Source organism: Fusibacter paucivorans (assembly GCF_018390735.1).
Taxonomy (GTDB): Bacteria; Bacillota; Clostridia; order Peptostreptococcales; family Acidaminobacteraceae; genus Fusibacter; species Fusibacter paucivorans.
On the sequence record NZ_JAHBCL010000003.1, the window covers coordinates 21,541 to 47,733 of the forward strand.

Sequence of the window (26,193 nt, forward strand, 5' to 3'; positions counted from 1 at the left end):
CTTACTGTACGAAGTCCAGTGTCATGTCTTTAATCGTATATGTCCAGTCATAATAAGGGCCTAATTTCATCCCTTTAACACGCTTGTTAACACCCCATATTTCGTTTCGGTAAGCATTAAAAAGATACGGCAATTCATCGTTGGCAATGATCGCCCATTCTTGATAGAGTTCAGCACGTGTCGCCTGATCATATTCTGTATTGCCTTCTTTGAAAATTTCCTCTGCGCGCGCATTCGAATAACCGCCTGCGTTATAGCCGCCCAAGACATCCGACGCTTTATCAAAGACACCTGTTGGATCAGGATCAATGGCAAGTGACCATCCCATACTCCAGAGTTCAAAATCCTGCTGGTTAAAGACTTTTTCCGAGGCAGCAGTGAAACCCATGAGATCGGCTTCGAGTTCAACGCCAATTGTCTTCCAGTTTTCCTGCGCCATTGCAACAAAATTCATTGGCCAGTCAACATCGTTATAAGCTGTCCATACGAGTGAGAGTTTGATGCCGTCTTTCTCACGAATTCCATCACCATCTGTATCAATCCAGCCTGCTTCATCGAGCAGTACTTGCGCCTTTGCAGGGTCATAAGCATAATCATTTAAAAGACTCGGGTCAGGATAAGCCCATGAAACAGGTGAAATCGGCGCATTGCATACCGATGCAAATCCCTCCCACTGATTTTCAATAAAGACTTTACGATTAAGCCCATAGGCAAGCGCTTGTCGAACGCGCTTATCCGACAATTTGGGGCTTCGAAGGTTAAATCCGATGTAATTGTAACCATTCCCGGTAAATTCCTGAACATTGGCAATACCCGTGGAAATCATCATATCGTAATTATCAAGGCTTGCAGATGGATTGACGAGATCAATCCCACCGGCTGCAAGTGCAGCTGTCGCCGTTTCAATCGGCTGTATCTTGATAATGACGCCATCAATTGCTGTACTGCCTTTAAAATATTTTTCATTCGCAGAGAGCTGCACGTAATCACCAATTTTAAACGCATCAAATTTCATAATACCGGATCCAATAGGGTTGCTAACCATTGCTTTGAAAGTTTCCCAATTATCGTAACGATAAACGTGCTCCGGCATAATACCATAGCTGAAATCCCATATTTTTTGGACATTTGGTGATGTAATCTCAAATGAAATCGTCGATTCGTCAATCACCTTAATACCTGTAATCGCGTCCGTTTCATATTTTTGATAAGCATCAACACCGACAATATCGGCAACTGCATAGCTAAATGGTCCGTCATAGTTCGGATCAGCCATTGTGTAATAAGTAAATGCAACATCCTGAGCTGTTACAGGCTCTCCATCGTGGAACGTCATGCCGTCAGCCAGATGGAACGTATAAACGCGTTTGTCTTCTGAAATTTCCCAGTCAGCAGCCGCTGCTGGAATCGGATTGCCCTTTGCATCATTCGTAATTAAGCCCTCAAAGACTAGATTGACAACCCATGTATCGTACAGATTATCTGTCATGACAGGGTTAAACTGTCCATTGAGTGATGTCGTGGAGACCGTAAGAATATTCCCCCTTGCCAATGCAGCATTGTCGTCGACGTTCAAACTGCCCGTCGGCGCCTCAGGTGTCTCTGAATCAGTTGTCGCGGCAGGTGTTTGTGTATCTGACGGTGTGATATCGCCGTTGCCGCAGCCCATCACTCCCATCGATAAAACGATCACAAGTGCTAGCAATAGTACCAGTGATTTATTCATTTGAATCCCCCTTATTTAAAGTCGAACTTATTAGTCGCACCGATCGGGCATCGGGATCACCATATGCGCCGAAAAGTGTCTGTGTGCATTTGATCGAGGCTGATCCTTTCCCTCTAGGAACGCTCCCATCACTTGGTTTAGCATATCAGAAAGTTCTTTTGCTTCCTCATCTGTTAAATAATAGTCAGAAGCATAAGCAATTTTACGGCTGGTCGTTCCGTTAAAATGCTCCAATGACACATAAAAATCTCTTGAGATTCCCTCAAAAAAAGCCAAAGAAACCTTTCCAATCGAATTGTTCATCTCGTCGTCAAGCGTTACTGCCGTACTGTCGATCATCATCTTTTTCGCAACGGGACAGTAATACTTTTCAACGACGCCAAATTTCACAATCTCTTCAACGAGTTCAATAATGCCAACCTTTTCAAGCATTTTGATGTGATAATTGACGCGTCCATGCGGTTCGCCCATCGTTTCCGCAATTTGTTTCGCCGTCTTTGGTTTATTCTCAAAAGCTTCAACTATTTGAAGTCGATACTGCTGAGAAATTGCTTTAATTTGTTCTAAATCTTTTAAAACCATGACTTCTTTCATTTGGCAACCTCTTTAAATTATTTTACAGCTTTCTTCGATAGATCTCTTTTGCCGCATAGGCCAAAGGTCTCGAAATATTTATATATATAAAATAATTTATACGTTTATTATATTGATTTGTATGTATCCCGTCAACACGGACTAAATATCCATAATGATATAGGTAATATCGTCATTTAGGTCATCTTTGTTTGGTGCAATTTTCTCTGTCAGTATAGCATTAAAATCCCGAATGCTCTTTTTGCGGTGCTGTCGGCAAAAAGCGATAAGCTCTTCGTCGTTAAAAATCTTATTCTTGTCTTTGTCCGTTAAGCCATCCGTATAGAATATAACGCGATCACCGGGTCTGAGCAGAACATTTGCCGATGCAAAGACCGGTGTAAAGACATTGCCCATCATACAGATTGGAAATCCGTCACTTTGATCCAATATTTCATAATTGCCGTTTTTACGGAAGACGACCGGCGCACAGTTCATGCCGCCAGAACAATAAGTCAACACCTTTGTCGTCAAGTTGTAAGTTGCATAGAAAATAACCAGATGCATTTCTTCCGGCAGACTCAATGAATTAAAGTGGTCGTAAAAAAACTTTAGACTCTTGTCGGGTCGCTGTGCCCAAAGTCGTTTCAGCTGGTGATCCTGGGCTCTTAAAAAGTTGTTGCTCAACATGGTCAGCAATGCTGCTGATATGCCGTGTCCGGCAACGTCCATATAATAAAGGGCGATAAATTCGTCATCAATTCTAAACACATCAAAAAAATCACCGCTTAATCGTTCACACGGATAATAGTCTGAAACCAGCGTTACATCTCGATAGGTATATTTTCGTGGCGGTAAAAGCGACTGCTGTATCACGCGTGCATATTCGAGCTCATTGATAATGCTTTGATTCGCCTCCCTAATTTGTACTGTTTTTTTGTCAATCAGTTTTCGGAGGTTTTGTGAATAAACATTAAACTGACGATACAGTACAGTATTATGATCCGTGAGGACTTCCTTTATTTCACGCACTTGATAGACAACCAGAAGAATAACCCCCAGCAGCAGCAGCCAGTATGGGTGAAGATGCATAAAGACGTTTTCACGATCTGCAATGCTGAGGTAAAACTGGGCAATACTCAAATAGATCAGCGGCACCACGACACCGAGATCTAGATGCGGACGGTAATAACGAACAATATAATTGATAAGGACAGCCGCCGTCAAAGCCGCCCCAATGATGTCAACAAAAGAAATGGTCGCACCATAGTGAATCCATGACAGCTTAACCATCTGCCACATAACGGTTTCACAGACCACTAGTGCCCAAAAAACCACTTCATGCTGCTTCTGCAGTCTAGCTTCCCATGAGTCCGATTGCCATTTACCCAGTGAAAAGAAGACAATTAAGCCGAGAAATAAATTCGCATATGCCAAAAAATAATTGGTTAGCGGTGCAATTTCAAAACGATGATAAACGAGATTGACAACCGCTAAAATATAGTTGCCTACGAATCCAATAAAAACGAAGCCCACTTGCCGATGCTGCCACCGTGTCATTAAATGGCGCTTAAAGTAGAGGGTTCCACCATAAAAAATCCCTGCAACCAAAATGGCAAAAATCAATCCACTGAAATAATAACCGGTCAATGTATCAATACGATGCCGGATAATAATATCTAAAATCAACACTAGACAGAGGAGCACAAAAGTTCGCGTATAAAGTTGATCGTTGTGTTCACCCCTTCGAAACATAGCACCCCCTCATTACACATCAAAGCCGCTGCCACCGATAAATTCTTTCAAAATCGAGACGTGCGGTACAAGCTGATCGTCGTCAATCGATTTAAAATAACTGAGAAATTTCATCAAGAGCAATGCTTCTCCATAAGCCGGTTCGGACTGTGGTATCTGCTCGAGCAGAGGCTCTGCATGTTTTTTGAGTATCGCCAGCTCATAGGGCAGTGCCGTATTGAACATGATATCAGCCTCTTCTTGGAATGGAAAAATATTCTTTTCCTCGCCTCGCCTAACAGAATTCCACATATTAATCGTTTTGAGTGCCGAGTGTCCTCTAAACTGATTATCCCTGACGATACGTCTAAGCAAGCGCGTCTGCGTCGTTGGAATGCGGTTGTGCTCATCGATGTTAAGCTGTGTCAGTGCACTCACATAGATTTTGAATTTATCGCGTTTAAAAATGTGATAGGATAGTTTTTCATTCAGACCGTGGATGCCCTCAATAATAATGGGCTGATTCGCTGCAATACAAATCGGCTGCTGGCGATAGGTCCGCTTGCCCTTGTGGAAATCAAAAACTGGCAGGTCTACCGATTCGCCGTCAAGAAGTTTCATGATATGTGTATTAAATAAGTCGACATCCACAGCATCAAGCGACTCAAAATCCAAATCGCCATTTTCATCCTTTGGCGTCAGCTCCCGATCTACGAAATAATTATCAGTGGAAATGGTAATCGGATGCAGTCCATTGACCTTGAGCTGTACTTTTAAACGATTTGCAAATGTCGTCTTGCCCGATGATGAAGGCCCTGCAATTAAGATAACGCGTTTTCGCTGTTTCGTGATAATGTCGGCAATCGTCGCAACTTTTTTCTCGTGGAGCGCCTCTGCGATTTGGATCAGTTCTTTGTGTCTGTCGGATTCAATCAAGGCATTGAGGTTCCAGACATAGCCAATATCCATAATGGTGCCCCATATCTCAGATTCTTTGAACACTTCTGCAATTTTGGGTGATTCTATAAATGGCGGCACTTCAAACGGATAATACTTTGTTGGGTGCATGAGGATGATGCCCTCATCGTATTTAATAATTTCGAAGTGTTCGACATAGCCTGTACTCGGCACCATATAACCATAGAAATAGTCAATTTGATCTTGAAGTTTGTAAAGTTTGATCCAATCGTTATCTCGATATTTTAACAATGCCACTTTTGATGACATTTGTAATTTTTCAAAAATCGCAATGGCTTCCGATTTGGGAACCGTCACTTTTTCAAAAGGCAGATCCGCTTTTATCGTATCGAGCATCTTTTCACGGATACGGTTATAATCTGCCTGAAGCAGCTTACGCTCATAATCAAATTCACAGTAAAGCCCTTTGCTGAGCGAATGCTCAATACGTACTTTAATGCCTGGAAAGCAGGTTTTCGCAGCATAGATCATAATGAAGGAGAGACTTCGCTGGTATATTTTTTCGCCGTCGGAGCTCGCCAGATCTACCAAAGTCAAGTCACACGATCCCTCTATTGTATCGTTGAGCTCTCTTAGGACATTGCTGCACCTTATTGCCAAAACTTTCGGCCTTCCCGCCAATGCCATTCGCCGTATAATGGCTTCATAGCTCTCCCCGGGCTGTGCGCTAACTTTACCGTAATCCTTTACATTGATCTCTAACATAAAGCCTCCTCGTCGATTTCTATTACATCGCTTTTCTGATACCCATATTTATACAGTTTACCCAATCAATGATCGGGTGTTTATTCTTCATCAAATGTATTGTGCATCATCTCTAAAATGAAGTCGTTAACCATGGCATACTTATACCTTAAAATGTCAATATCAAGCAGATACAAGCATTCGCGAAAGTCGTCCAGTACGGTGTACGGATTGCCGTAGACGCGTTGTATCTCTTCATAACTCACGCCTCTAAAACCGTGGCCAATCAACGATTCGTGTCTGAGTTCAATCAGCTGATTCATTTTTTCAGAGTTGAGAAGCTTAATAATCTGCTCTACTTTTGGATCGTGCTTCGCATACTTTTTAAAATAAGCATTAATACCGAAAATGAGATTGCTATTAAAAATTTTATAGTGATTCCTCAAAATTTTGAGAATTTCTTTTTTTTGCATAAAGCGTATATGAAAGCTGAATTTCCTGTTTTTTAAATGATTTTTGATAAACATGTATTTATAGATTGCCTCTTTGAATCGATAAACACGCCCCAGGAAATCAATAAACTCTTCATTGACAATTTGAAATTTGAGGTTTTCAAGGAGTTCAGAAAACAAAGCGTCCGGGTATCCATCTGTCAGTGCCTCAACATTTCGCTTCAACATTTGACTCATATCCTTATGCCGCGTCTCTTCCGACAATTGCGTCAGCAGCTTTTTTGCCGTTGCAAAATCAAAATTAACAGCATAGCGGCAGGAATCTATTACTACCCCTGCGTCAGAATGATCATGCCCGGTTTCCTTAAGGATTTCCAGAGCACCGCAATAATCATAGCGTTCTATTAATTTCTGTATCACCTGTTGAGAAGAATTCAAGTTGACCACCCACCATCTCAGTTATTTTTAATCTCACAACGTGCGTCGATCTTCAAATTGCATCAGCTTATTCGCAATTATTGCCGCAACTGCTTTTAAACACATCCGCTAATCATTGGAAAGCGAAGCCATAAATGCGTCAATCGCTTCTGAATTTGATGTGAAAACGCGCTCCCCGATGACCAATTTATAAGCATGCAGCAACTGAGTCGTTTCACCCCTGCGCTTCTTGCCGCCATATTTAACATCGCCGACAATAGGATGCCCTTCATAAGCCATCGAAACACGGATCTGATGCGACCGCCCTGTTAAAAGCGCAACATCTACCAAGCTGTAACCCTTTTTAAAGTTCACGGTCTTGTATTTTGTATGGCAAAGTTTACTTTGATCCCGATCATGTGCTGAAAGGGTTACTTTATTTAACTGCTCGTCTTTCGTCAGATAGCCTTTCACCTCGCCATGAGGCTTTGTCTTCCCTTCACAGACGCATAGGTAATATTTATCAATTTTACGTTCACGCATTAACGCATTGTAATGCTTAAGACTTTCATAGTGCTTGGCAAAGAGAACGAGACCGCCTGTATTTTTATCGAGCCGGTGTACCGGTGCCGGTTTAAAAGTCTGCGTGCAAAGATGCTTTAAATAAAATTGTACAATAGTCGCCAGTGTATTTTTATATTCAGTCTTATCCGGATGCGTCAGCATGCCCTTAGGCTTATCTACAATTAGAATATCATCGTCTTCATAGATAATGGACAGCCCCACTTGGTCAGGCGTCACGAGCTCAATAGGTTTTCGAAGGCTTTCAATCGTCGCTTCTGCCATGTAAATATTCAGAACGTCATCGCACTTCAAAAACGTCTCCGGCTTCGTCACCGGTCTCCCGTTGAGTTTAAAGACTTTTTTCCGCATGAGTTTGTAGAGATTGCCGCGCGTCGTATCATTAAAATACTTGAGTAGGAAGCGATCAATACGCTGATCCGCCTCATTGGAAGTTATTATAATTTCTCGCATAGGTTATCCTTTTGAGATTGATATTTTTTTACTTTGTCTAAAAGCAGCTGACGGGATTATAGGTTCCGGGCTCGCTTTCTGATTTCCGTTGTTCTTTTGCTTTGCTGTCCGCCATTAATAATCAATGGTAAACACGCTAAAGGCCGATACATCTTCATAACCAATCTTGTGATAGAGGGCAATGGCCGGCGCATTCTTTTCCAGAACAAACAAGTTGGGACGCTTGCCGTTTTCAAGCAGGCGTTTTGTCAGCGTCTCTGAAATAAAACGGCCAATTTGCCGCCTTCTATAGGCGGGGTCAACGTATATACCGCCGATAATCCCCATTTGTTCCGTTTCCTCTTCGATTAGTCCCTGGGCTATCAGTTTTTCACCGTCGTGCATCAAACAAAACTGATTTTCCGCTAAGTAATTGTCGACACTCTTTTGAATGTCCTGAATAGATTTGATATTACGACCAAAATACTGCTCTACGCGCAAAAAGAATTTGAGATCTTGAATCATTTGCCGCGTTTCTGCTGTGTCCATTGTTGCTGTCGCATATGCACAAGCTGCCGTAATCGATATCGTCTGTTGGCGATAGGTCATCAGCAGGCTCTTTGATTCCTGAACATTTTCAACCGTTCTGCAAATGATGTTATAAAAACCGTTCATCTGCTTGGTCTCACCTTTTACGTATTTCGGCGCATGATGCTTAAACGCCTTTAACACGTTTAGGTTTCCCAAGACGACGGGGTCTGAATAATGCATGATCAGTGAGCGTTTATTCGAAAAATAAAACAGTCCTACCAGTGACTGTTCACTTATATAACCGTAGAGCACGCCTTGGAGCTTGCCCTGTTCAAACTGAGCGACAGGATATTCGAGATAAATCGTTTCGACTGCATTTGCCGCCATGTATGCTTTAATCTTTGCCAAATCTGAGGCTTCCAGTTTTCCAAACAATATGCCACCTCCTTAAAAAATTGTAACACGAAAGTAATCTATTTGAAAAGAACATTGCTTTATGAATGCTCAATTTTATGATATCCTTATTAATAGCATCAGTGCTAGATGCCGGTATTTTTGGAGGTCAACATGCTTGAACGTCTTAAAGACTTTTTATATGACATTAGCGATATCGTGGTATCACTGCTAATCATTGCCATCATTTTCTTTTCTGTCTCTTGGAAAATATCCGATACACTCAGCTTTGATCTAGAAGCAATGCTGCCGTCCGGATCTGAAACCGAAGCGCCATTAGATGATGATAAGGTTATTGAAATCATTCCCAATACCAATCTCAATCATGATTTAGGGACGGATACCGAAAACAGCAATCATGAAGCGCAGCCCGAAGATACCACACCAACAGAGCCAACAGGCGATAATGATACGACGACACCGCCAGACACGTCAGCCCCTTCAGATACATCAACACCTGCTGCCTATGAGACTTTTGTTGTACCGTCCGGCGCATCGGGCTACAGCATCGGTGAAGACCTCGCCGCACTCGGTTATGTTGACAGTGCCAATACTTTTGTCTCCAGACTTGTCGAACGCGAACTGGACCGAAAATTATTTGCAGGCGATTTCAAGCTTTCTAAAAGCGATGATCTCGATACGATTATCAATGTCTTAACGGGGCAAGGTCGCTAATCATTCACTACCTGCTTTCGTTCGTGTCATACAATGCATGTTTATTGTAATCATTACCATGAATTCATAAAACCAGTTTGCTGATGCAGCTGGTTTTTTTATCGTGATGCGAAATACCGCACATTATCCGCCGTCGCTGTGCAAGTAGTTGCCGACAACACACTGTTAGTCCATGACTTCTCCATATAATGTCACACGCCCTCCATCCGGGCATTTCACTTCAAATTTCCGCAATCTCTCACATCCGCTGTCAAGCGTTCCCCCATTTTGAAGCACAAGGATATTGGGGTAAGCTACATGCCACAGTTCGTGGCAAATTGGCGGACAAATGTCGCCGACAATGTAAGTCTCACCCGTTTTATGATAACCGCTTCTGCAACAGCTGTTCGCAATCGTAAGCTTTACGTTCATAAACTCGCCTCCTGTCAGTCACAAGCGCGTAGGCACTTATTGTCCCTCGCTGTTTTCGATAAGTTCAAGCTCTTCCGCTGTCAGCAGTCGCATCTCGCCAAGTTTCAACGACTCGTCAAGCTGCAACCCACCCATCCGCATACGTTTAAGATAGATGACTTTATTGCCAAGTGCTTCAAACATGCGTTTAACTTGATGAAACTTCCCTTCGTAAATCGTCAGCAGCACCTCATCAGCTATTCCTGTCGTCAGCAGTTTTGCAGGCATGCATTCATAGCCGTCTTCTAACGTGATTCCCTTCTCAAAGGCGCCAGTATCCTCTGGGTTTACCGGTGCCGCCAGCTTCGCAAAATACTGTTTCGGAACATGATGCTTCGGCGACAAAAGCCGATGTGCCAGTGCACCATCATTGGTGAGCAGCAGCAGTCCCTCAGTGTCTATATCCAGCCTGCCAACCGGAAAGACCTCATAATGTCGAAATGGTTCGGGAACGAGGTCAACCACCACGGGCAGTTTCGCATCCTCAGTTGCCGAAATGACCCCCTGCGGTTTATTCAGCATCAGATAAATATAAGGAATATAAGGCACTGAAACACCTTCAAATGCAACATTGTCTTTGGCAAGATCCACTTTAATCGAACCGTCTTTTACCGTTTTACCGTTTACAGTGACGACCCCACGCTTCATGATCACTCTGAGTTCACTGCGGCTGCCCTTTCCCATATTGGACAGGTATTTATCCAAACGCATTTTTTCACCCATATGCGTCATCTCCTCTCACTTAAAACATACGCCAAGATGCCGGATAAAGATTTTTCAGCACCCCACGGTCTAATTTACAGAAGCCAACCGGATACCCGTCTGTCGTTACCAGATGAAGACCTTTGCCTTCGTGCTCTACATGGAGCGTTTCGCATTTTAAATATTTAAGAATCGCTGAGCCGTTCGATGGCAATTCGATTTTTTGAATAAACTGGGATGCCTTGAGGTATAGCGCCAGCGCCTGCGAAGGCGTAAACCGCGTCCCTTTGATATCACCTAAGTACAACCCTTCACGCGCCACTTTGAGTCCATTTATAGGATAGTCATACATCGGCAATAAATAGACGCGTTCTTTGACTGTTTTAAACCGTCCCGTCAAAGGCGTCGTTAAATGTGTTTTCATGAAAGCGGCAACCGGTTCCGGCGGCTTATCGGCAACGGTATATCGACTTTGAACGCTATGCCTGCTTTGATGGTGTGACATCGCCTCATCGTAATCACGCCCACTGTCACTTGTTCGTATGTGATCATTACATTTGTCATCCCCTGCATCCGGTGTATTGCCTCGGCGTACCAGTCTTGCAATATAATGGCCTTCACCATCAATTAAATGCGGTAGAAGGCGCATTTGAAAATTATCGATTTCAATCCCTGTAGACGCTAGTTTTTGATTAATGGCAATCATTTCAAAATCCTGATTCGCTTCAAGGAATGCCTTCATTTGGCTTTCGTTCTCCTGAGGCGCAAAGGTACAAGTCGAGTAAGTCAAACGCCCCTCTGTTTTAACCAGTGTCTTCATGGTTCTGAGAATATCCGCCTGCATGGTCTGACAACGGTCATTTTCATAAACGGCCCATGCGCTGACAGCCTTAGGGTCTTTACGAAACATTCCCTCTCCGGAACAGGGCGCATCAACCAGCACATGATCAAAAATAGCGCCAAAACATGATGCAATGCGTTCAGGCGTCTCATTGAGTACAAGCACATTGCGCAGACCAAATCGCTCGACATTTCGAACGATGGCTTTAACGCGTTTGTCACTGATATCATTGGTCACTAAAAAGCCCTCGTCATGTGTGCCCGTAGCCAGTTGCAGACTTTTCCCGCCAGGTGCCGCACATAGATCAAGACAAAACTGATCCGCTTCAAGTTCAAGTGTGCCGATCGGCGCCATGGCCGAAGGTTCTTGAATATAATACAGGCCTGCATGATAGTAGGGATGCTTGGTAACAGGGTCTTCTGCTCGATAGTAAAACCCATCAGTCGTCCACGGAACGGGCGTCAGCGGGTATGGAAATTTTTCAAGAAAAGTATGTACATCTATTTTTAGCGTATTGATCCTGAGTCCTTGAAATGTTTCACCTTCAAAACTGTCAATCAACGCATCGTAATCATTTGGCCTCTGCGCCTTCAGGCGTCTGATAAAAGCTTCTGGTAAATTCAATGATGCCTCCGTATTGCATTGCATGGCAAAGTAAATTTAGGGTATAGAGTCGATAAGTGCGTGGTTCGTGCCATTTTGTCTGGCAAATTGCTATTACTTGCTTTATAATAACATATGTAGCATGTAATTGTTATGTATTTTGCAACCAAGATTTGCACTTAATCCATTAATGACAAAGGAGTGATTACAGTGCCATTAGTAACAACGACCGAAATGTTTAAAAAAGCTTATGAAGGCGGCTATGCCGTTGGCGCCTTTAACGTCAACAACATGGAAATTATTCAGGGGATTGTCAAGGCGGCAGCTGAAACAAAATCGCCGCTAATCTTACAGGTATCTGCCGGCGCACGCAAATACGCCAATCCTATTTACCTGAAAAAATTAGTAGAGGCCGCTTTGCTGGAACATCCTGAATTGGACATCGCCCTTCATCTCGATCACGGTGAAGATTTTGAAATCTGTAAAGCCTGCATAGACGATGGTTTTACTTCCGTCATGGTTGACGGTTCTCACCTTCCTTATGAAGAAAATATTGCGCTGACACAAAAGGTCGTCGAATATGCTCACGCACGCGGCGTCGTCGTTGAAGCGGAACTTGGACGCCTTGCCGGTGTTGAAGATGCCGTCAATGTTAAAAAGGAAGATGCCACTTATACCGATCCAGACCAAGCAGTCGATTTTGTAAAACGCACTGGCTGTGCTTCGCTGGCCATCGCCATCGGCACAAGCCATGGCGCCTATAAATTCGCCGCGGGTACCGATCCTAAAATTGACATCGAACGCCTTAAAGTTATTTCAAACCTTTTGCCGAATTATCCGCTCGTCCTTCACGGGGCGTCGTCGGTTATTCCGGAATTCGTCGAAATGTGCAATGCCTACGGCGGCGAATTAAAAGACGCTAAAGGCTGCCCTGAGCCAATGCTCAGAGAAGCGGCACAGTACGGCGTCTGTAAAATCAATATTGACTCAGATTTAAGACTTGCCATGACGGGCACCATTCGTAAACAATTTGTTTCTAACCCAAGTAATTTCGATCCTCGAAAATACTTGGCACCTGCTAGAGAAGCAATTTACGACATGGTTAAGCACAAAATTCTCGTGGTTTTGGGGTCAGACGGCAAGTTATAAAAACAAAATGACCTATTCCAAATAGGCCGCAAAAAGAGCACTTGTACATCTTTTTCTTTAGATCTGCAAGTGCTCTTTTTCTATGCTTTTCTGTTCTACGCGGTTCTCTTTTAAATCAAATCCGATCCCATGAACATCTCATCAGATCACTTGATAAAACCCTTACATTTTTTCAGGTTCCGGGTATTCAACACCAAATGTTTCAACAGTCATTGATTTAATAACTTGTGGTGTCGCCGGACGGTCTGAGTAATCCGTTTTCGTTTCTGCAATGGCATTGACGACGTCCTGTCCCTCGATAACTTTACCAAAACCAGCGTATTGGCCGTCTAAGTGCGGCGAATTTTGATGCATAATGAAGAATTGGCTGCCTGCACTATTTGGATTTTGCGCTCTTGCCATGGAAATAACACCGGCATCGTGTTTCAAATTATTTTGAACACCGTTCATTAAAAATTCACCCTTGATACCGTAGCCCGGTCCGCCCATTCCCGTGCCATTTGGACATCCGCCTTGGATCATAAAGCCGCGGATAACGCGGTGAAAAATCAAACCGTCGTAATAGCCCTTTTGAGCGAGGCTAATAAAGTTGTTAACCGTATTGGGGGCAACTTCAGGGTATAGTTCCAGTTTAATGACCTGATCTGAGTCTGTCGTCAAGGTCACGATAGGATTTTGGCTCATAGAATTCTCCTTAAAAGTATTATATTATACTCACTTTTATGCTCGCCTTGCTGTTAAGCAAGTCACACATCGCTATTTTATCATTTTTAAACATTAACCGACAACGGTGCATCCAACATGTGCAGCCATCGGCCTTCCCTAAACCATTACGCACCGCTTTGACGCTCGACGCGGATCGCCAGTTCATTGGCTTCAAAAATCGCATTCAACAAATCCCACACCTCATATTTTCCCGTACGCTCACTGCTGGAAATACAAATGAGTATGGCATCCGGCGCCATATCGAGTTCTTTGCGAATCACTTTTTTCTGTTGTGCGATCTGATTTCGGCTTAATTTATCAGCTTTTGTTGCAACGACGATCCCATTGAAACCAAAGGATTTAATCCAAGCGTACATCTGCTTGTCCTCTTGCGAGGGTTTATGACGTATATCGACCAGCTGCAAGACTTCCAGCAAGTTTTCTCTGGATTTAAGGTAAGTCTCAATGACTTTTCCCCAAGTTGCCTTTTGCGCCTTGGACACTTTGGCAAAACCATAGCCCGGCAAATCGACGAAACGAAAAATTTCATCAATATCATAGAAATTTACCGTCTGTGTCTTACCGGGTGTCGAACTGGTCTTTGCCAGCCCCCTTCGATTGAGGAGCATGTTGATCAGCGACGATTTGCCAACATTAGAACGTCCGGCAAATGCAATCTCCGGCAGCGCATCCTGAGGATACTGTGCTGGTGAAACGGCGCTAATGACAAATGCACTCTTTTTAATTTTCATGGTTTTCCCCTTTAGCACCCTTTGCTGCCTTTTTGACGTTTGTCTTTTTAGGCTTGACCAATGCGTGTGCCAACACTTCTTCCATTGATTTTACAGGCACAAATTCGATTTCTTCCTTAACGCTGTCTGGAATATCTTCAAGATCTTTAGCATTTTCATATGGGAAGAGGATTTTCTTAATGCCGGCGCGTTTCGCTGCCAGTGATTTTTCCTTGAAGCCGCCAATTGGCAAGACGCGGCCGCGAAGGGTAATTTCTCCGGTCATAGCGACAAAGCGATTGACCGGAATTTCAGAAAGCGCCGAAATGAGCGCTGTCGCCATGGTAATGCCCGCAGAAGGACCATCTTTTGGAATGGCACCCTCTGGAATGTGCACATGAATATCCATGGTTTCGTAGAAATCATCGGCAATGCCATATTCCGAGGCAATGGTGCGGATGAACGAAAGTCCAGCCTGTGCCGATTCTTTCATAACATCACCCAATTGACCCGTCAATTGCAGTTTGCCTTTTCCTTTCATCGTATTGACTTCAATGGAAAGCGTATCGCCGCCAACAGCTGTCCATGCCAATCCAGTTACGATACCCACTTGATCTTTTTCAGCTATGAGATCATAGTGGTACTTTGTTTTGCCCAGATATTTATCGACATTTTTATCGGTGACGCGAACACTTTTCACTTCGCCTTTTACAATGCGCACTGCCGCTTTACGGCAAACATCAGCCACTTTGCGTTCCAGTTCACGAACGCCGGATTCACGGGTATACTGGCGAATCACTTCGAGAATGGCATCATCAGAAATAGAGAGATTGACTTTTTTGAGGCCATGCTCTTCCATCTTCTTTGTCACCAAATATTTTTTCGCGATGTTAAGTTTTTCATATTCTGTATAGCCTGAAACTTGAATGACTTCCATTCTATCCAATAGCGGTCTTGGAATCGTATTCAGGGAATTGGCCGTCGTGATAAACATGACTTTTGAAAGGTCAAAAGGCACTTCGAGATAGTGATCCGTAAACTCTTTATTTTGTTCTGGGTCGAGTACTTCTAAAAGTGCTGATGCCGGATCGCCTCTAAAGTCGCTGGAGAGCTTGTCGATTTCATCAAATAGGAATACCGGGTTTTTCGTGCCGGCTTCTTTGATCCCGTTGATAATCCGACCTGGGATCGCCCCAATATAAGTTCGACGATGACCGCGTATTTCCGCTTCATCTCTCACACCGCCTAAAGACATGCGTACAAATTCGCGGTTGAGACTCTTCGCAATGGACTTGGCAATAGATGTCTTACCGACGCCTGGAGGGCCCACGAGACAAATAATCGGCCCCTTCATGCTCTTGGTGAGGTCGCGAACCGCTAAATATTCAACCACGCGCTCTTTAACGCTTTCGAGTCCAAAGTGCTCATCATCCAAGATCGTCTGCGCTTTGACGAGGTCAATTTCATCTTTCGTCTCCTTGCGCCACGGCAAATCTAGAATCCAATTGACGTAATTGCGAATAACGCCGCTCTCAGCTGATGAAGGTGACAATCTGGAATAGCGGTCAATTTCACTGGCAATTTTTTTATCAATTTTTTTACTGAGACGATGCCGTTTTAGACGTTTGCGCATTTCTTCAATTTCATCGTCCTGTGCATCTTCTTCGCCCAGTTCATCGCGAATGGCTTTAATCTGTTCACGAAGGTAGTATTCTTTTTGAGATTTGTTGATTTGACTCTTAACTTTATCGTTGATATCCTTTTCAACTTGCAGGATTTCAATTTCAGTTAAGAGCAGGCCGTAAAGCCGTTCTAAACGCAGTTTAATGTCAATGGCGTCAATCAGCGCCTGTTTTTGTTCAGTTTTAAGTGTAATTTGCGCCGCGATAATATCGGCAAGTCTTCCGGGTTCATCAATAGATGAAACAGATAAAACGACATCCGGACTAACGCGGTTGCTGACAGAAATATAGCGCTCAAAGGATGAGACACACGAACGCATCAGCGCCTGTGTTTCCTTATCGACTTCGATACTGTCAAAATATGTTTTGACATTCACGCGAAAATACGGAAGTTCTTCGATGATCTCGTCAACCTCAGCTCGCTGAATCCCTTCCACAAGAACGCGAATCGCATCCCCGGGGAGCTTTAGCATCTGCTTGATTTTACAAACGGTTCCCACTTTATAAAAATCATTGATCCCCGGCGAATCAATATCTATATCAAACTGTGACGTTAAAAAAATCTTTTGATCCTTCGCCATAGCAGCTTCAAGTGCTTTGATAGACTTCTTTCTGCCGACATCAAAATGAAGTACCATATACGGAAAAACGGACAAACCCCTTAGTGGAATCAAGGGCATATTGACAATTTTAGTTTCATTATCCATGTTTTCACCTCTTTCTACTGGTTATGCTCAGATATTTTACCAATTTCAGCTGTTAATTGCAATAAATTATGCAATTTCTACCGAAATTTGAGTATTTTAATACCCTCTATGCTCATATTATACCTTAAAAAAGCATTTTAAGACGTTTTTTAATGAATTTTAAGGTAAGATTTTTGACGTTCGTCAAAAACCGTTTTTCAGTCCGCATTTTCTTCGAAAACGCTTTTCCTGAAACTTCCTTAAGGTAAGATTTTTGACTGTCGTCAAAAACCGTTTTTCAGTCCGCATTTTCTTCGAAAACGCTTTTCCTGAAACTTCCTTAAGGTAAGATTTTTGACTGTCGTCAAAAACCGTTTTTCAGTCCGCATTTTCTTCGAAAACGCTTTTCCTGAAAAACTTCTATTAAACAGCAACGACCTGCCGTTTGGCAGGTCGCTTTGAATGTCTTACGACACACTTTCTTCAATTTTTTTGACGCGTTCCTTTTTACTTTCTGCCAAAACCAATGTCGGCATTTGGTGGTTCGTAATGGTTTCCTTCGTAACGATGCACTTTTTAATATCGTCCCGAGATGGAATTTCATACATGACTTCCATCATTACGTGCTCCAAAATAGACCGAAGGCCGCGAGCACCAGTCTTCCGCTCTATGGCGAGCTTAGCGACTTCTAAAAGTGCTTCTTCCTCAAACTCCAGATCGACATCATCAAGTTTCAGCATTTTCTGATATTGCTTGATAATGGCATTTTTCGGTTCTTTCAGAATTTTGACGAGTGCTTCTTTGTCTAGTTCATGAAGCGTCACGACAACCGGTACACGACCGACAAATTCCGGAATCAAACCGTATTTCAACAAGTCTTTCGGCTCAATCTTTGCAAAGAGTTCACCAATCGGCACATTCTTCTTGCTCTGAACGCTGGCGCCAAAGCCAAGTGCCTTCTCGCCAATCCGCGAACCGATAATGGATTCAAGGCCATCAAAAGCACCGCCGCAGATAAAGAGAATATTGGTGGTATCAACCTGTAAAAACTCTTGATGCGGATGTTTGCGCCCACCTTGCGGCGGCACGTTGGCAACCGTACCCTCTAATATTTTTAAAAGTGCCTGCTGGACACCCTCGCCCGAAACATCTCTCGTAATAGAAGGATTCTCGGATTTACGCGTAATCTTATCAATTTCATCAATGTAGATAATGCCCTTTTGTGCGCGTTCAATATCGTAATCAGCAGCTTGAACGAGCTTCAAAATGATATTTTCGACGTCTTCGCCAACATATCCAGCTTCTGTGAGCGCAGTCGCATCTGCTATGGCAAACGGTACGTCCAGTATTTTCGCAAGTGTTTGCGCAAGCAATGTCTTACCTGAACCCGTTGGACCAATAAGCAGAATGTTGCTCTTTTGAAGTTCAATGTCGTCTTCTGCAAGTTCTGTCTGTATGCGTTTAAAATGATTGTATACTGCAACGGCGAGTGTTTTCTTTGCCTGACCTTGCCCAATAACGTAATCATCTAGGATTTGTTTGATTTCCGTCGGTTTTGGAAGGTTGGAAAGCTGCCATTCTGCATTCTCATCTGCTTGGTAAACGGCGAGTTCCTCTTCCAGAATCTCATTGCAAAGGTCAATGCACTCATCGCAAATATAAACATTTGGTCCCGCTATGAGACGCTTGACATGATCCTGACTTTTACCACAGAAGGAACATTTTAAAGTGGGTTTATCCATTTATTACCTCTTTCTATAAACATCACTATCTTGATTCAAAAACCTTGTCGATCAGACCATATGCAACCGCTTCTTCAGCACTCATAAAGTTGTCGCGATCTGTGTCCTTCTCAATTTGTTTTAAAGGCTTTCCGGTTCTTTCACTAAGAATTTCATTTAAAGTTTTACGCATTCTAATAATGCGCTCTGCTTGAATCTTAATATCAGAAGCTTGACCTTGAGCCCCACCGTGCGGTTGATGAATCATCACTTCGGCATTTGGAAGCGCGAAGCGTTTACCCTTCGTACCTGCTGCAAGTAAAAATGCACCCATGCTGGCAGCCATACCCACACACATTGTCGATACGTCAGGTTTAATGTATTGCATCGTATCGTAAATCGCCATACCCGCCGTAATCGAGCCGCCGGGGCTGTTGATGTAGATCGAAATATCTTTGTCTGGATCCTCAGCTTCTAAAAAGAGCAGCTGGGCGACGATGAGATTCGCCGTGTGGTCATCAACTTCACCGCTCAGAAAAATAATTCGATCTTTAAGCAGTCTGGAATAGATATCGTATGATCGTTCACCTTTACTGGTTTGTTCAATGACATAAGGGATATAAGTTGCCATGTGCGCCTCCTATACTAAGGTTGCATTTTCTACTAAGAAGTCTACAGCCTTTCTGGATTTAAGATTAGTTTTCAAGTATTCAAAGTTATCTCTCGCAAACATTGTGCGAATTTCTTCTATATCAGATCCTTGCATTTCAGCAATTTTACCGAGTTCTGCTTCAACTTCTTCTTCGGCAATTTCAAAGTTCTCTTGTGCAACGACTTTTTCAATAACGAGTGACGTTTTAACGCGCGCAAGCGCATCTTCTCTCACTTGTTCTCTGAAATCATCCATTGAACCGCCTGTGAATTGAATGTACTGTTCAAGGCTAAGTCCTTGGTATGAAAGCTGCTGATTAAATTCGTTCAGCATATTGTCGATTTCTGCATCCACCATCTTTGCTGGAATTTCAACTGGGATCAATTTTGCAACCGCTTCGATGACTTTATCGCGCTGCGCTGATTCCGCACTGGTTTTAGCACCTTCTTCGAGTTCAGCTTTGACGCTTTCTTTGTACGCTTCAAGCGTATCAAATTCAGAGACGTCTTTCGCGAATTCATCATCGAGTTCCGGTAGTTCTTTGTATTTGATATCGTTAATTTTCACTTCAAATTTAACGGGTTTGCCTGCGAGGTCTTCTGCATGGTAATTTTCCGGGAATGACACTTCAACCGTCATTTCTTCATCTATATTTTTACCAATAAGTTGTTCTTCAAAACCTGGAATAAATTTGCCTGAGCCAATGACGAGTTCTTGATTATCCGCTGTACCGCCTTCGAATTGGACGTCGCCATCAAAACCTTTATAGTCAATGTAAACAGTGTCGCCGTCTTGCACTGGACGATCTGTCACACTAATGAGGCGTGCATTCATATCGCGCGTCTTTTCAAGTTCCGCCATCACGGTTTCTTCTGTTACTTCCGCGTCAATTTTTTCGACTTCAATACCTTTATAATTTTCAAGTGTAAATTCCGGTTTAACAGCAAAAGTTGCTGTGAATTCGAAATCTGTACCCGGTTCAATATTCGTAATATCAATATCAGGGCGTGAGACTGGTTCGAGACTTAAAGCTTCGACTGCCTTGTCGTAATGGACCGGCAAAAGTGCATTAACAGCATCTTCATAAAAAACACCTTGGCCGTATTGCTTTTCGATAATCACTTTAGGTGCCTTCCCTTTTCTAAAGCCAGGAATGTTGAATTTTGACTTATTTTTGTTATAGGCTCCCGTGACAGCCTTTTCGAAATCAGCTTGAGCCACAGTAATCTTAACGGTAATCTCACTGTTCTCATTCTTGATTATTTCATAACTCATTAGACTTCCTCCCAAATTATTAGTATGTTCTATCTATCAAAGCCGAATCCATGCTTCGGCGTTTTACCACTTATTCACGCAATGTAAAATCGCCCGTGCTTAAGTGCTTCGTCATGTTAAACCCAAAAATTGTCAACTTTTATATATTAATTATACTAAATGACTACAATTAGAGTCTATAACTAATATATAGTATCGCATTTATAATTAAAAGTAAAGTGCATAGGAAAAATCACTCTTATTATACAATAAAAGCGAGTCATCGCAAGCCCTTATTGCAAAATTTACCCCTATGTTATAATATATTAATAACTTGTTTACATTATTTGTAAAGCCCTGAGCAGATTGGAGAATATTAACAATGTCAATGCTTACAGCCCATCAATTAGCAGCTTCCAGACACTTTGAAGGGCCTGCTCTCACACTGGCAATTCCCGGCAGCGGCAAAACGACGCTCTTGCTTCACAGACTCATTTATCTCGCTGATGAATGCGATATTCCACCGGAGCAAATTCTGACGCTCACTTTTTCTAAAGCCTCTGCCGGCGATATGCGCAGACGATACGACAGCCTCTTTGCCGATAAATATCCTTATCGCTTTCCCTTTATGACCATTCATCGTTTTGCCTACGATATCCTCAAGCAGTATTTAAACGGTACTGGACAAAAAATGCAGCTGCTGGAGGATTCCCGCAAAAAATTTGCCATTATCGCCGAACTCTATCGCAACAGGCATCAGGAACCACTGACAGAAGATGTCTATGAAACACTGCTCAATGCCTTTGGCCGTTATTATAACTTAAAACTCAGCGAATCCGATGTCCAAGCGGAAAATGGCGACCAGAAAAATGTTAAAAAGACAGCATTGGACACTTATGCGCTATTCAAAGCCTATCATCGTTATAAAAAACAGCATCAGTTATTTGATTTTGACGACATGCTGCTCTACGCGATTAAAATTCTTGATCAAAATCCAAAGGCACTTGCCTTTTTTCGAAATCGTTTTCCCTTTATTCAGGTCGATGAGGCACAGGATACCTCAAAGCTTCAGTTTGAACTCATCGAAAAAATTGCAGCGCCGCGCCACAACCTGTTTCTGGTTGCAGATGACGATCAATCCATTTATGGTTTTCGCGGTGCCTATCCGCAATACCTGCTTGACTTTCCCAAGCGTTTTAAATCAGCGAGCGCGTATTACCTTGAGGACAATTTTCGATCCGACGCCTATATTGTCGACACCGCCGCAGGGGTCATTGCAGAGAATAAAGTCCGCTATGAAAAAGCGATGCACGCGGCAAGACCCGCTGTCAACCCGCCGGCCATTCACTTGTTTGATGACATTATTGAACGCAATACCTTTATCGCCGATCAGCTTCATACCTACAGCGGCTCAAAAGCCATTCTCTATCGAAATCGCATTTCAGCACTGAGCCTAATCGCGGCATTGTCCGATACAGTGACGGATTCCTTCTATATAAAGGATCCGCCCATTCAAGAATTATCGCACTGGATGATTGAAGATATTAAAGCGTTTATGACACTTGCCATGATCCCTCAAGACCTTGAAGCTTTTAAACGCATCGCCTTTCGAACCAACGGATACATTTCTAGAGAAATGGTGAACAGTGTGCTGAATCAAATTTCCATGCGCGGCGCACTTGACCGTCTGATTGAACTGCCCTATCTCGAAGATTATCAAACCCGGACGCTGGAGGGGCTCAAATCGCGTTTTGAAATGCTGTCGCGTTTGCGCCCCTACGATGCCATTCACTTTATTGAAACCGACCTCGGTTATCTGGATTACCTCAGACAAAATGGCGAGCGCTTCGGCTATACCATGCAGGCAATCCGAACACGGCTTGATGCCTATAAGGCCATCGCAAAACCACTCACGTCTACGGTCGCCTTTTTCTCAAAGCTCGAAGCTTTAAAGGAAACGCTTGTAAACCTCAATCAAGCTGATGCTGAGACGACACTCAGTACCATTCACGGTGCCAAAGGTCTTGAATTTGACACGGTTTTTATCATTGATATCAATGCTCATATCTTTCCCTCGGACGATCCCGGCCTGCTTGAGGAGGAACGCCGCCTTTTTTATGTCGCACTCACACGTGCCAAAGACGCGGTTCACTTATGTCATGCCGATTTTGTTAACGGCGGCTACAATGAAGCATCAATCTTCATCGATTCCGTCAGAAGACAAGACGCGTCGGAGACCGTCTCGGACAGCGCTGAGATCAAAACCGCGTCCCGCTAGAAATCGCATGATTTTAGCAGATGTTTTTTGGCGGTAAGCATAATCGCTTTCATACTGTTCGCGATCCAATGCAATCTGTTCGCATTTCTTTCTGATCAGCGTGTCAATAACAGCCGCTGTTTCAAAATCATCTTCATCTGCCAGAATCGCCTTTGCCTGCTGATAATCAACATCTGAAACGCCTTTTTGCAAAAGCATCTGACGCATTCGGTAATCCCCGTGACGATAGCGATGTGAGCGCATATACTGAACGGCATAGGCGACATCGTCGAGCAGCTTCTGTTCAATTAATCGTTCAAGGGTCGCTGCGATGATGTCATCTTCATGATTTTTGCCCGCCAGCTTCTCGCGCATCACTGCAATCGTTCGATCCTGACGGGTCAAGATGCCATAGGCGTCATTCATACATTTTTCAAGAGGTGTCATGCGCATTTTTTGAATCCCCTCCTTTGCAGTTTACGAATACAGTTCACTAAAACCAACGAAAAAACCGGTCCATTGATGTTTTTAACATTTTCATTGGCCGGCTCATTTTATTTTGTTTTCTTTACAGTAAACGGCCTTGTCATATTACATCGCGGCCGTTTTAATCACTATCTGCGAATATTCTTGTTTTCAACGGTTATGGATAGCTGATCCATTGAAACGGCATTTCCCCTTCCCTCACCATAAGCATGAATCAGAAAGCGCAGATTGCTTCGATCCAATTTATAGCTATTGAGTCGATATGTCGTGTCATTGAGCTTGTATGTGATTTGATTTGAACGCGTATCATAAATCAGCGTCTCGTCTACCCATGTATCGTAAATCGGATTAATCAGCTGATAATTATTATTGTATTCCCAATCAGCCGCTAAAAAGCGAATGATATCTTTTCCCGGACGCTCTTGGTTGTCAGAAAGATCATATGAATACTCAACGAGGACGATGCCGTCGCCGAGCGAAGTCATCCAACTGCCATCTGTCGCCTCAGGAATAACATCCATGTCATCCGTTTGATAAATGGCCATCCCGCCGGCAAAAAGCTGGTCATTATGGGTTATTTTTGCATGTCGCTTCAACGTAATCACGTCGCCGTCTCGAATCTCAATGGGTTTTGACAATAAGTAAGGTGTCGCGTCATCATTTGATGTCAGCGTCAAAATATCCCCGCTGAGCGATACCAAATCAAATGCACGCTGAAAACCGCCCCATTGACCAACAAACCATGTTTCTCGATCTATTTCATTAAAGTCAAATGTGTAAACATGCGCATCATTCGAATCGTCTTTTCGAAAGACCATACTGTAGATTAAAAAGGTGATGACAACAAATGATATGATGACAATGATCTTTTTCACGCAATCGGCCTCCTTTTATGAGAGCGGCAGTTCGTCAAGCACTTTTTGGATCTCGTCGATGCCAACGATAAATTTATATTTCGCATGAATTTCTGTAAAATCAAATTCAAACATAAATTGAATGGCGTCGTGTGCCGCCCATGTGATATTGAGCGCCTTGACCCATTTCCTTAGTTTATGCTCATTTAAACGCTTTATGGCCAGCCCGCGCAACTGATTCAAATCCAAGAAACGATCCGGTGTCTGCTTAACATAGTTAAAGGTTGACAGCAGTATGGATTCTCTCACTTGCTTGAAGATCATAATTTGATGGATGCTTTTAATATATCGAACCGACATGTAAACCATGAGCGTTCCAATCGCTGCAATCAAAATAGCATAGAACATTTTTCACGCTTAACAGCCTCTGATAGAGTATCGGCTGTTTTTATTCCTTTCTTTACGCTTTTCCGGTAAGCACTTTCAATTTTTCACATTCTGAAGGCGTCAAATGCCGCCACTTGCCGCGCGGCAAATCGCCGAGTTCAATATTTAAGACGCGAATGCGCTGCAATCTTTTTACTTCATAGCCAAACGCCTCACACATGCGTCTGATTTGTCGATTGAGTCCCTGCGTTAAAATGATTTTGAATGTATAGGGATTTACCGTTGTTACCGTACAGGGGCGCGTAACCGTCTCTAACGCTAAAAGGGGAACGCCTTCACGCATCCCTTTAAGAAAGGCATCCGTAATAGGCTTATCCACTTTGACGACGTATTCCTTTTCGTGAAAATGACGTGCTTTCAGAATGAGATTGGAAAGCGCTCCGTCATTGGTCAGCAAAATCAAGCCTTCCGATGATTTATCCAATCGGCCGACAGGATAGATGCGCTCAGGATAACCGATGTAGTCGATAATGTTATCTTTTACTTCCAGATTCGTCGTACACTCCACACCGCGCGGCTTATGAAAGGCGATATAAACTTTATCTGTCTTCGCGGCAATGGCTTTGCCGTCTACACGCACTTCATCAGCTGCATCTACTTTCGTGCCGAGCGCGGCACTTTTGCCATTGATGCTAACGCGACCTGCCTCAATCAGCCTGTCTGCCTCTCTTCGAGAACAATAACCAACATCACTTAAATATTTGTTTAATCTCATATAATGGCTCCTATATGTTTGAGCTTAATGGTAACGCTGCCATCCAATTCCTCTACGATTTCAAAATTATCCGGATTGGTTAAATAGAACTCCGGCATAATGATTTCAACCCCGGCTTCCGTCTTTATTTTTTGAGCACCTTTGAGCTTGACTTGTTGTGTCTCATGGATCGTCACAACATCTGAATCAACACCTTTCATGCGCACTTCGTTTTCATATTGACGCCGCTCGGTTTCGCTCTCATAGCACGTTTCAGCAATATCACTGATGCGGATCGGACTTCCCGTCTCAATTTGCTCACGCACATATTGATTAATCTTTGCTTTATTGACGGCAGCTTGAATAGGTGCTTCTTCCCCTTTTGCCGCTTTAGCGATAATATCAAGTGCCTTTTTCGCAGAAATTTGAGGTGTCAGCCCTAGAATGTGCTCGGTAATATACTTTGATTTTTTACCGTTAACAACCACTTCACGGTCTTTTAAATAGAGCGTTAAATGGTCGAGGTCTACGATAAAGGCTTCTTCAATACGCTGCTGTTTACCCGGAAGCGTCGTATGTTTTAGTGCCAGCTGATGTGACACAGCATCGGATTCCATGGAAACCGAATGAAAGTACGCCGTTTTAAAGTTAAGCTTTAAGAAACCAAAATACGTCGTCTCAAATGCCTCGTAGAGTACAAAGGCAAGCACCCCCGGCTTAATGCCGTCGCTTTGCTTCATAAGGTCAAAAAAGGCATCAGCAAGAACACGTGTGAATGCACTGAAATCACCGGTCTCCTTAGATGCCTCTAAATGATGAAAGAGCTTCGATTCCGAATCGACAGGCATATGAACCGTATCGATCCCTTCGTAGAGCTTCATAAAATGACTTTCAAAATAGTCTGCGATATCGTGGTCAACTGCCACAGGTCGCTCTGACGCCAATAGCTGCGCGTCTAATATATGCAAATATGCTTCCATAATTTGAATCACTGTTTACGCCTCGCTTTCCTTAATATGATAGCTTAAAGCCACCCGTTATG

At 43.2% G+C, this 26,193-nt stretch carries 24 protein-coding genes; 3 read left to right on the forward strand and 21 right to left on the reverse strand.

From position 1 onward, the window contains the following. Position 1: 1 nt before the first annotated feature. From KHM83_RS02280 to KHM83_RS02310, 7 genes are all read right to left on the reverse strand, one after another. The gene (locus KHM83_RS02280) at positions 2-1,726 is read right to left on the reverse strand and encodes an ABC transporter substrate-binding protein (RefSeq protein WP_213235291.1); all 1,725 of its coding nucleotides are present in this window, start codon (positions 1,724-1,726) and stop codon (positions 2-4) included. A gap of 30 nt (positions 1,727-1,756) precedes the next feature. Then, complete coding sequence (locus KHM83_RS02285; RefSeq protein ID WP_213235292.1) at positions 1,757-2,320, reverse strand: ArsR/SmtB family transcription factor; 564 nt, start codon at positions 2,318-2,320, stop codon at positions 1,757-1,759. Positions 2,321-2,461: 141 nt separating this feature from the next. Further along, complete coding sequence (locus tag KHM83_RS02290; protein WP_213235293.1) at positions 2,462-4,054, reverse strand: PP2C family protein-serine/threonine phosphatase; 1,593 nt, start codon at positions 4,052-4,054, stop codon at positions 2,462-2,464. A 12-nt stretch (positions 4,055-4,066) separates the two neighbouring features. Continuing rightward, positions 4,067-5,716: a nucleoside kinase gene (locus KHM83_RS02295; RefSeq protein WP_213235294.1), complete on the reverse strand. Its 1,650-nt coding sequence runs from the start codon at positions 5,714-5,716 to the stop codon at positions 4,067-4,069. 80 nt (positions 5,717-5,796) lie between these two features. Further along, entirely contained in the window at positions 5,797-6,585 is a 789-nt protein-coding gene (locus KHM83_RS02300) for a hypothetical protein (RefSeq protein ID WP_213235295.1), read from the reverse strand. A 108-nt stretch (positions 6,586-6,693) separates the two neighbouring features. After that, the gene (locus KHM83_RS02305; protein WP_213235296.1) at positions 6,694-7,599 is read right to left on the reverse strand and encodes an RluA family pseudouridine synthase; all 906 of its coding nucleotides are present in this window, start codon (positions 7,597-7,599) and stop codon (positions 6,694-6,696) included. A gap of 114 nt (positions 7,600-7,713) precedes the next feature. Then, positions 7,714-8,544 (reverse strand): GNAT family N-acetyltransferase, encoded by an 831-nt coding sequence (locus tag KHM83_RS02310; protein ID WP_213235297.1) that lies wholly within the window; start codon positions 8,542-8,544, stop codon positions 7,714-7,716. 132 nt (positions 8,545-8,676) lie between these two features. Here KHM83_RS02310 and KHM83_RS02315 point away from each other — a divergent pair, with 132 nt between their 5' ends. Then, positions 8,677-9,237, forward strand: coding sequence for a hypothetical protein (locus KHM83_RS02315; RefSeq protein WP_213235298.1), 561 nt, complete (start codon positions 8,677-8,679; stop codon positions 9,235-9,237). Between the two features lie 165 nt (positions 9,238-9,402). Here KHM83_RS02315 and KHM83_RS02320 read toward each other — a convergent pair whose 3' ends face one another. Genes KHM83_RS02320 through KHM83_RS02330 form a run of 3 tightly spaced genes read right to left on the reverse strand, consistent with a single transcriptional unit; the run spans position 9,403 to position 11,854 of the window. Beyond that, complete coding sequence (locus KHM83_RS02320; protein WP_213235299.1) at positions 9,403-9,648, reverse strand: TIGR04076 family protein; 246 nt, start codon at positions 9,646-9,648, stop codon at positions 9,403-9,405. A gap of 36 nt (positions 9,649-9,684) precedes the next feature. Continuing rightward, the gene (locus tag KHM83_RS02325) at positions 9,685-10,410 is read right to left on the reverse strand and encodes a pseudouridine synthase (RefSeq protein ID WP_213235300.1); all 726 of its coding nucleotides are present in this window, start codon (positions 10,408-10,410) and stop codon (positions 9,685-9,687) included. A gap of 19 nt (positions 10,411-10,429) precedes the next feature. After that, a complete protein-coding gene (locus KHM83_RS02330) occupies positions 10,430-11,854 on the reverse strand; it encodes an RsmB/NOP family class I SAM-dependent RNA methyltransferase (protein ID WP_213235301.1) in 1,425 nt (474 codons plus the stop codon). A gap of 189 nt (positions 11,855-12,043) precedes the next feature. Between KHM83_RS02330 and fba the strand changes: the two genes are divergently transcribed. Then, on the forward strand, positions 12,044-12,982 hold the full coding sequence (gene fba / locus KHM83_RS02335) for a class II fructose-1,6-bisphosphate aldolase (protein WP_213235302.1): 939 nt from the start codon (positions 12,044-12,046) through the stop codon (positions 12,980-12,982). A gap of 162 nt (positions 12,983-13,144) precedes the next feature. Here the strand turns inward: fba and KHM83_RS02340 are convergent, their stop codons facing one another. The 6 genes from KHM83_RS02340 to tig form a co-directional block, all read right to left on the reverse strand. Then, positions 13,145-13,666 (reverse strand): peptidylprolyl isomerase, encoded by a 522-nt coding sequence (locus KHM83_RS02340; protein WP_213235303.1) that lies wholly within the window; start codon positions 13,664-13,666, stop codon positions 13,145-13,147. A 146-nt stretch (positions 13,667-13,812) separates the two neighbouring features. Beyond that, positions 13,813-14,439, reverse strand: coding sequence for a ribosome biogenesis GTP-binding protein YihA/YsxC (gene yihA / locus KHM83_RS02345; protein WP_213235304.1), 627 nt, complete (start codon positions 14,437-14,439; stop codon positions 13,813-13,815). Continuing rightward, complete coding sequence (gene lon / locus KHM83_RS02350; RefSeq protein ID WP_213235305.1) at positions 14,429-16,807, reverse strand: endopeptidase La; 2,379 nt, start codon at positions 16,805-16,807, stop codon at positions 14,429-14,431. The genes yihA and lon overlap by 11 nt, the downstream gene beginning before the upstream one ends. A 446-nt stretch (positions 16,808-17,253) precedes the next feature. After that, the gene (gene clpX, locus KHM83_RS02355) at positions 17,254-18,528 is read right to left on the reverse strand and encodes an ATP-dependent Clp protease ATP-binding subunit ClpX (RefSeq protein ID WP_213235306.1); all 1,275 of its coding nucleotides are present in this window, start codon (positions 18,526-18,528) and stop codon (positions 17,254-17,256) included. A 25-nt stretch (positions 18,529-18,553) separates the two neighbouring features. Next, the gene (gene clpP, locus KHM83_RS02360) at positions 18,554-19,138 is read right to left on the reverse strand and encodes an ATP-dependent Clp endopeptidase proteolytic subunit ClpP (protein WP_213235307.1); all 585 of its coding nucleotides are present in this window, start codon (positions 19,136-19,138) and stop codon (positions 18,554-18,556) included. Between the two features lie 9 nt (positions 19,139-19,147). Then, positions 19,148-20,434, reverse strand: coding sequence for a trigger factor (gene tig, locus KHM83_RS02365; protein WP_213235308.1), 1,287 nt, complete (start codon positions 20,432-20,434; stop codon positions 19,148-19,150). A gap of 361 nt (positions 20,435-20,795) precedes the next feature. On the opposite strand from tig, the gene KHM83_RS02370 reads away from it, so the two are divergent. Continuing rightward, positions 20,796-22,691 carry an ATP-dependent helicase gene (locus KHM83_RS02370; protein ID WP_213235309.1) on the forward strand — a complete coding sequence of 632 codons (1,896 nt, stop codon included), beginning with the start codon at positions 20,796-20,798 and terminating at the stop codon, positions 22,689-22,691. Here the strand turns inward: KHM83_RS02370 and KHM83_RS02375 are convergent. From KHM83_RS02375 to KHM83_RS02395, 5 genes are all read right to left on the reverse strand, one after another. Beyond that, positions 22,608-23,123, reverse strand: coding sequence for a regulatory protein RecX (locus KHM83_RS02375; RefSeq protein ID WP_213235310.1), 516 nt, complete (start codon positions 23,121-23,123; stop codon positions 22,608-22,610). The two genes, KHM83_RS02370 and KHM83_RS02375, sit on opposite strands and share 84 nt — an antisense overlap. A 161-nt stretch (positions 23,124-23,284) precedes the next feature. Continuing rightward, on the reverse strand, positions 23,285-24,031 hold the full coding sequence (locus KHM83_RS02380) for a hypothetical protein (RefSeq protein ID WP_213235311.1): 747 nt from the start codon (positions 24,029-24,031) through the stop codon (positions 23,285-23,287). A gap of 15 nt (positions 24,032-24,046) precedes the next feature. Further along, entirely contained in the window at positions 24,047-24,418 is a 372-nt protein-coding gene (locus KHM83_RS02385; RefSeq protein ID WP_213235312.1) for a hypothetical protein, read from the reverse strand. Positions 24,419-24,470: 52 nt separating this feature from the next. After that, entirely contained in the window at positions 24,471-25,172 is a 702-nt protein-coding gene (locus KHM83_RS02390; RefSeq protein ID WP_213235313.1) for a pseudouridine synthase, read from the reverse strand. Continuing rightward, complete coding sequence (locus KHM83_RS02395) at positions 25,169-26,143, reverse strand: nucleoid-associated protein (RefSeq protein ID WP_213235314.1); 975 nt, start codon at positions 26,141-26,143, stop codon at positions 25,169-25,171. The genes KHM83_RS02390 and KHM83_RS02395 overlap by 4 nt, the downstream gene beginning before the upstream one ends. Positions 26,144-26,193: the final 50 nt, after the last annotated feature.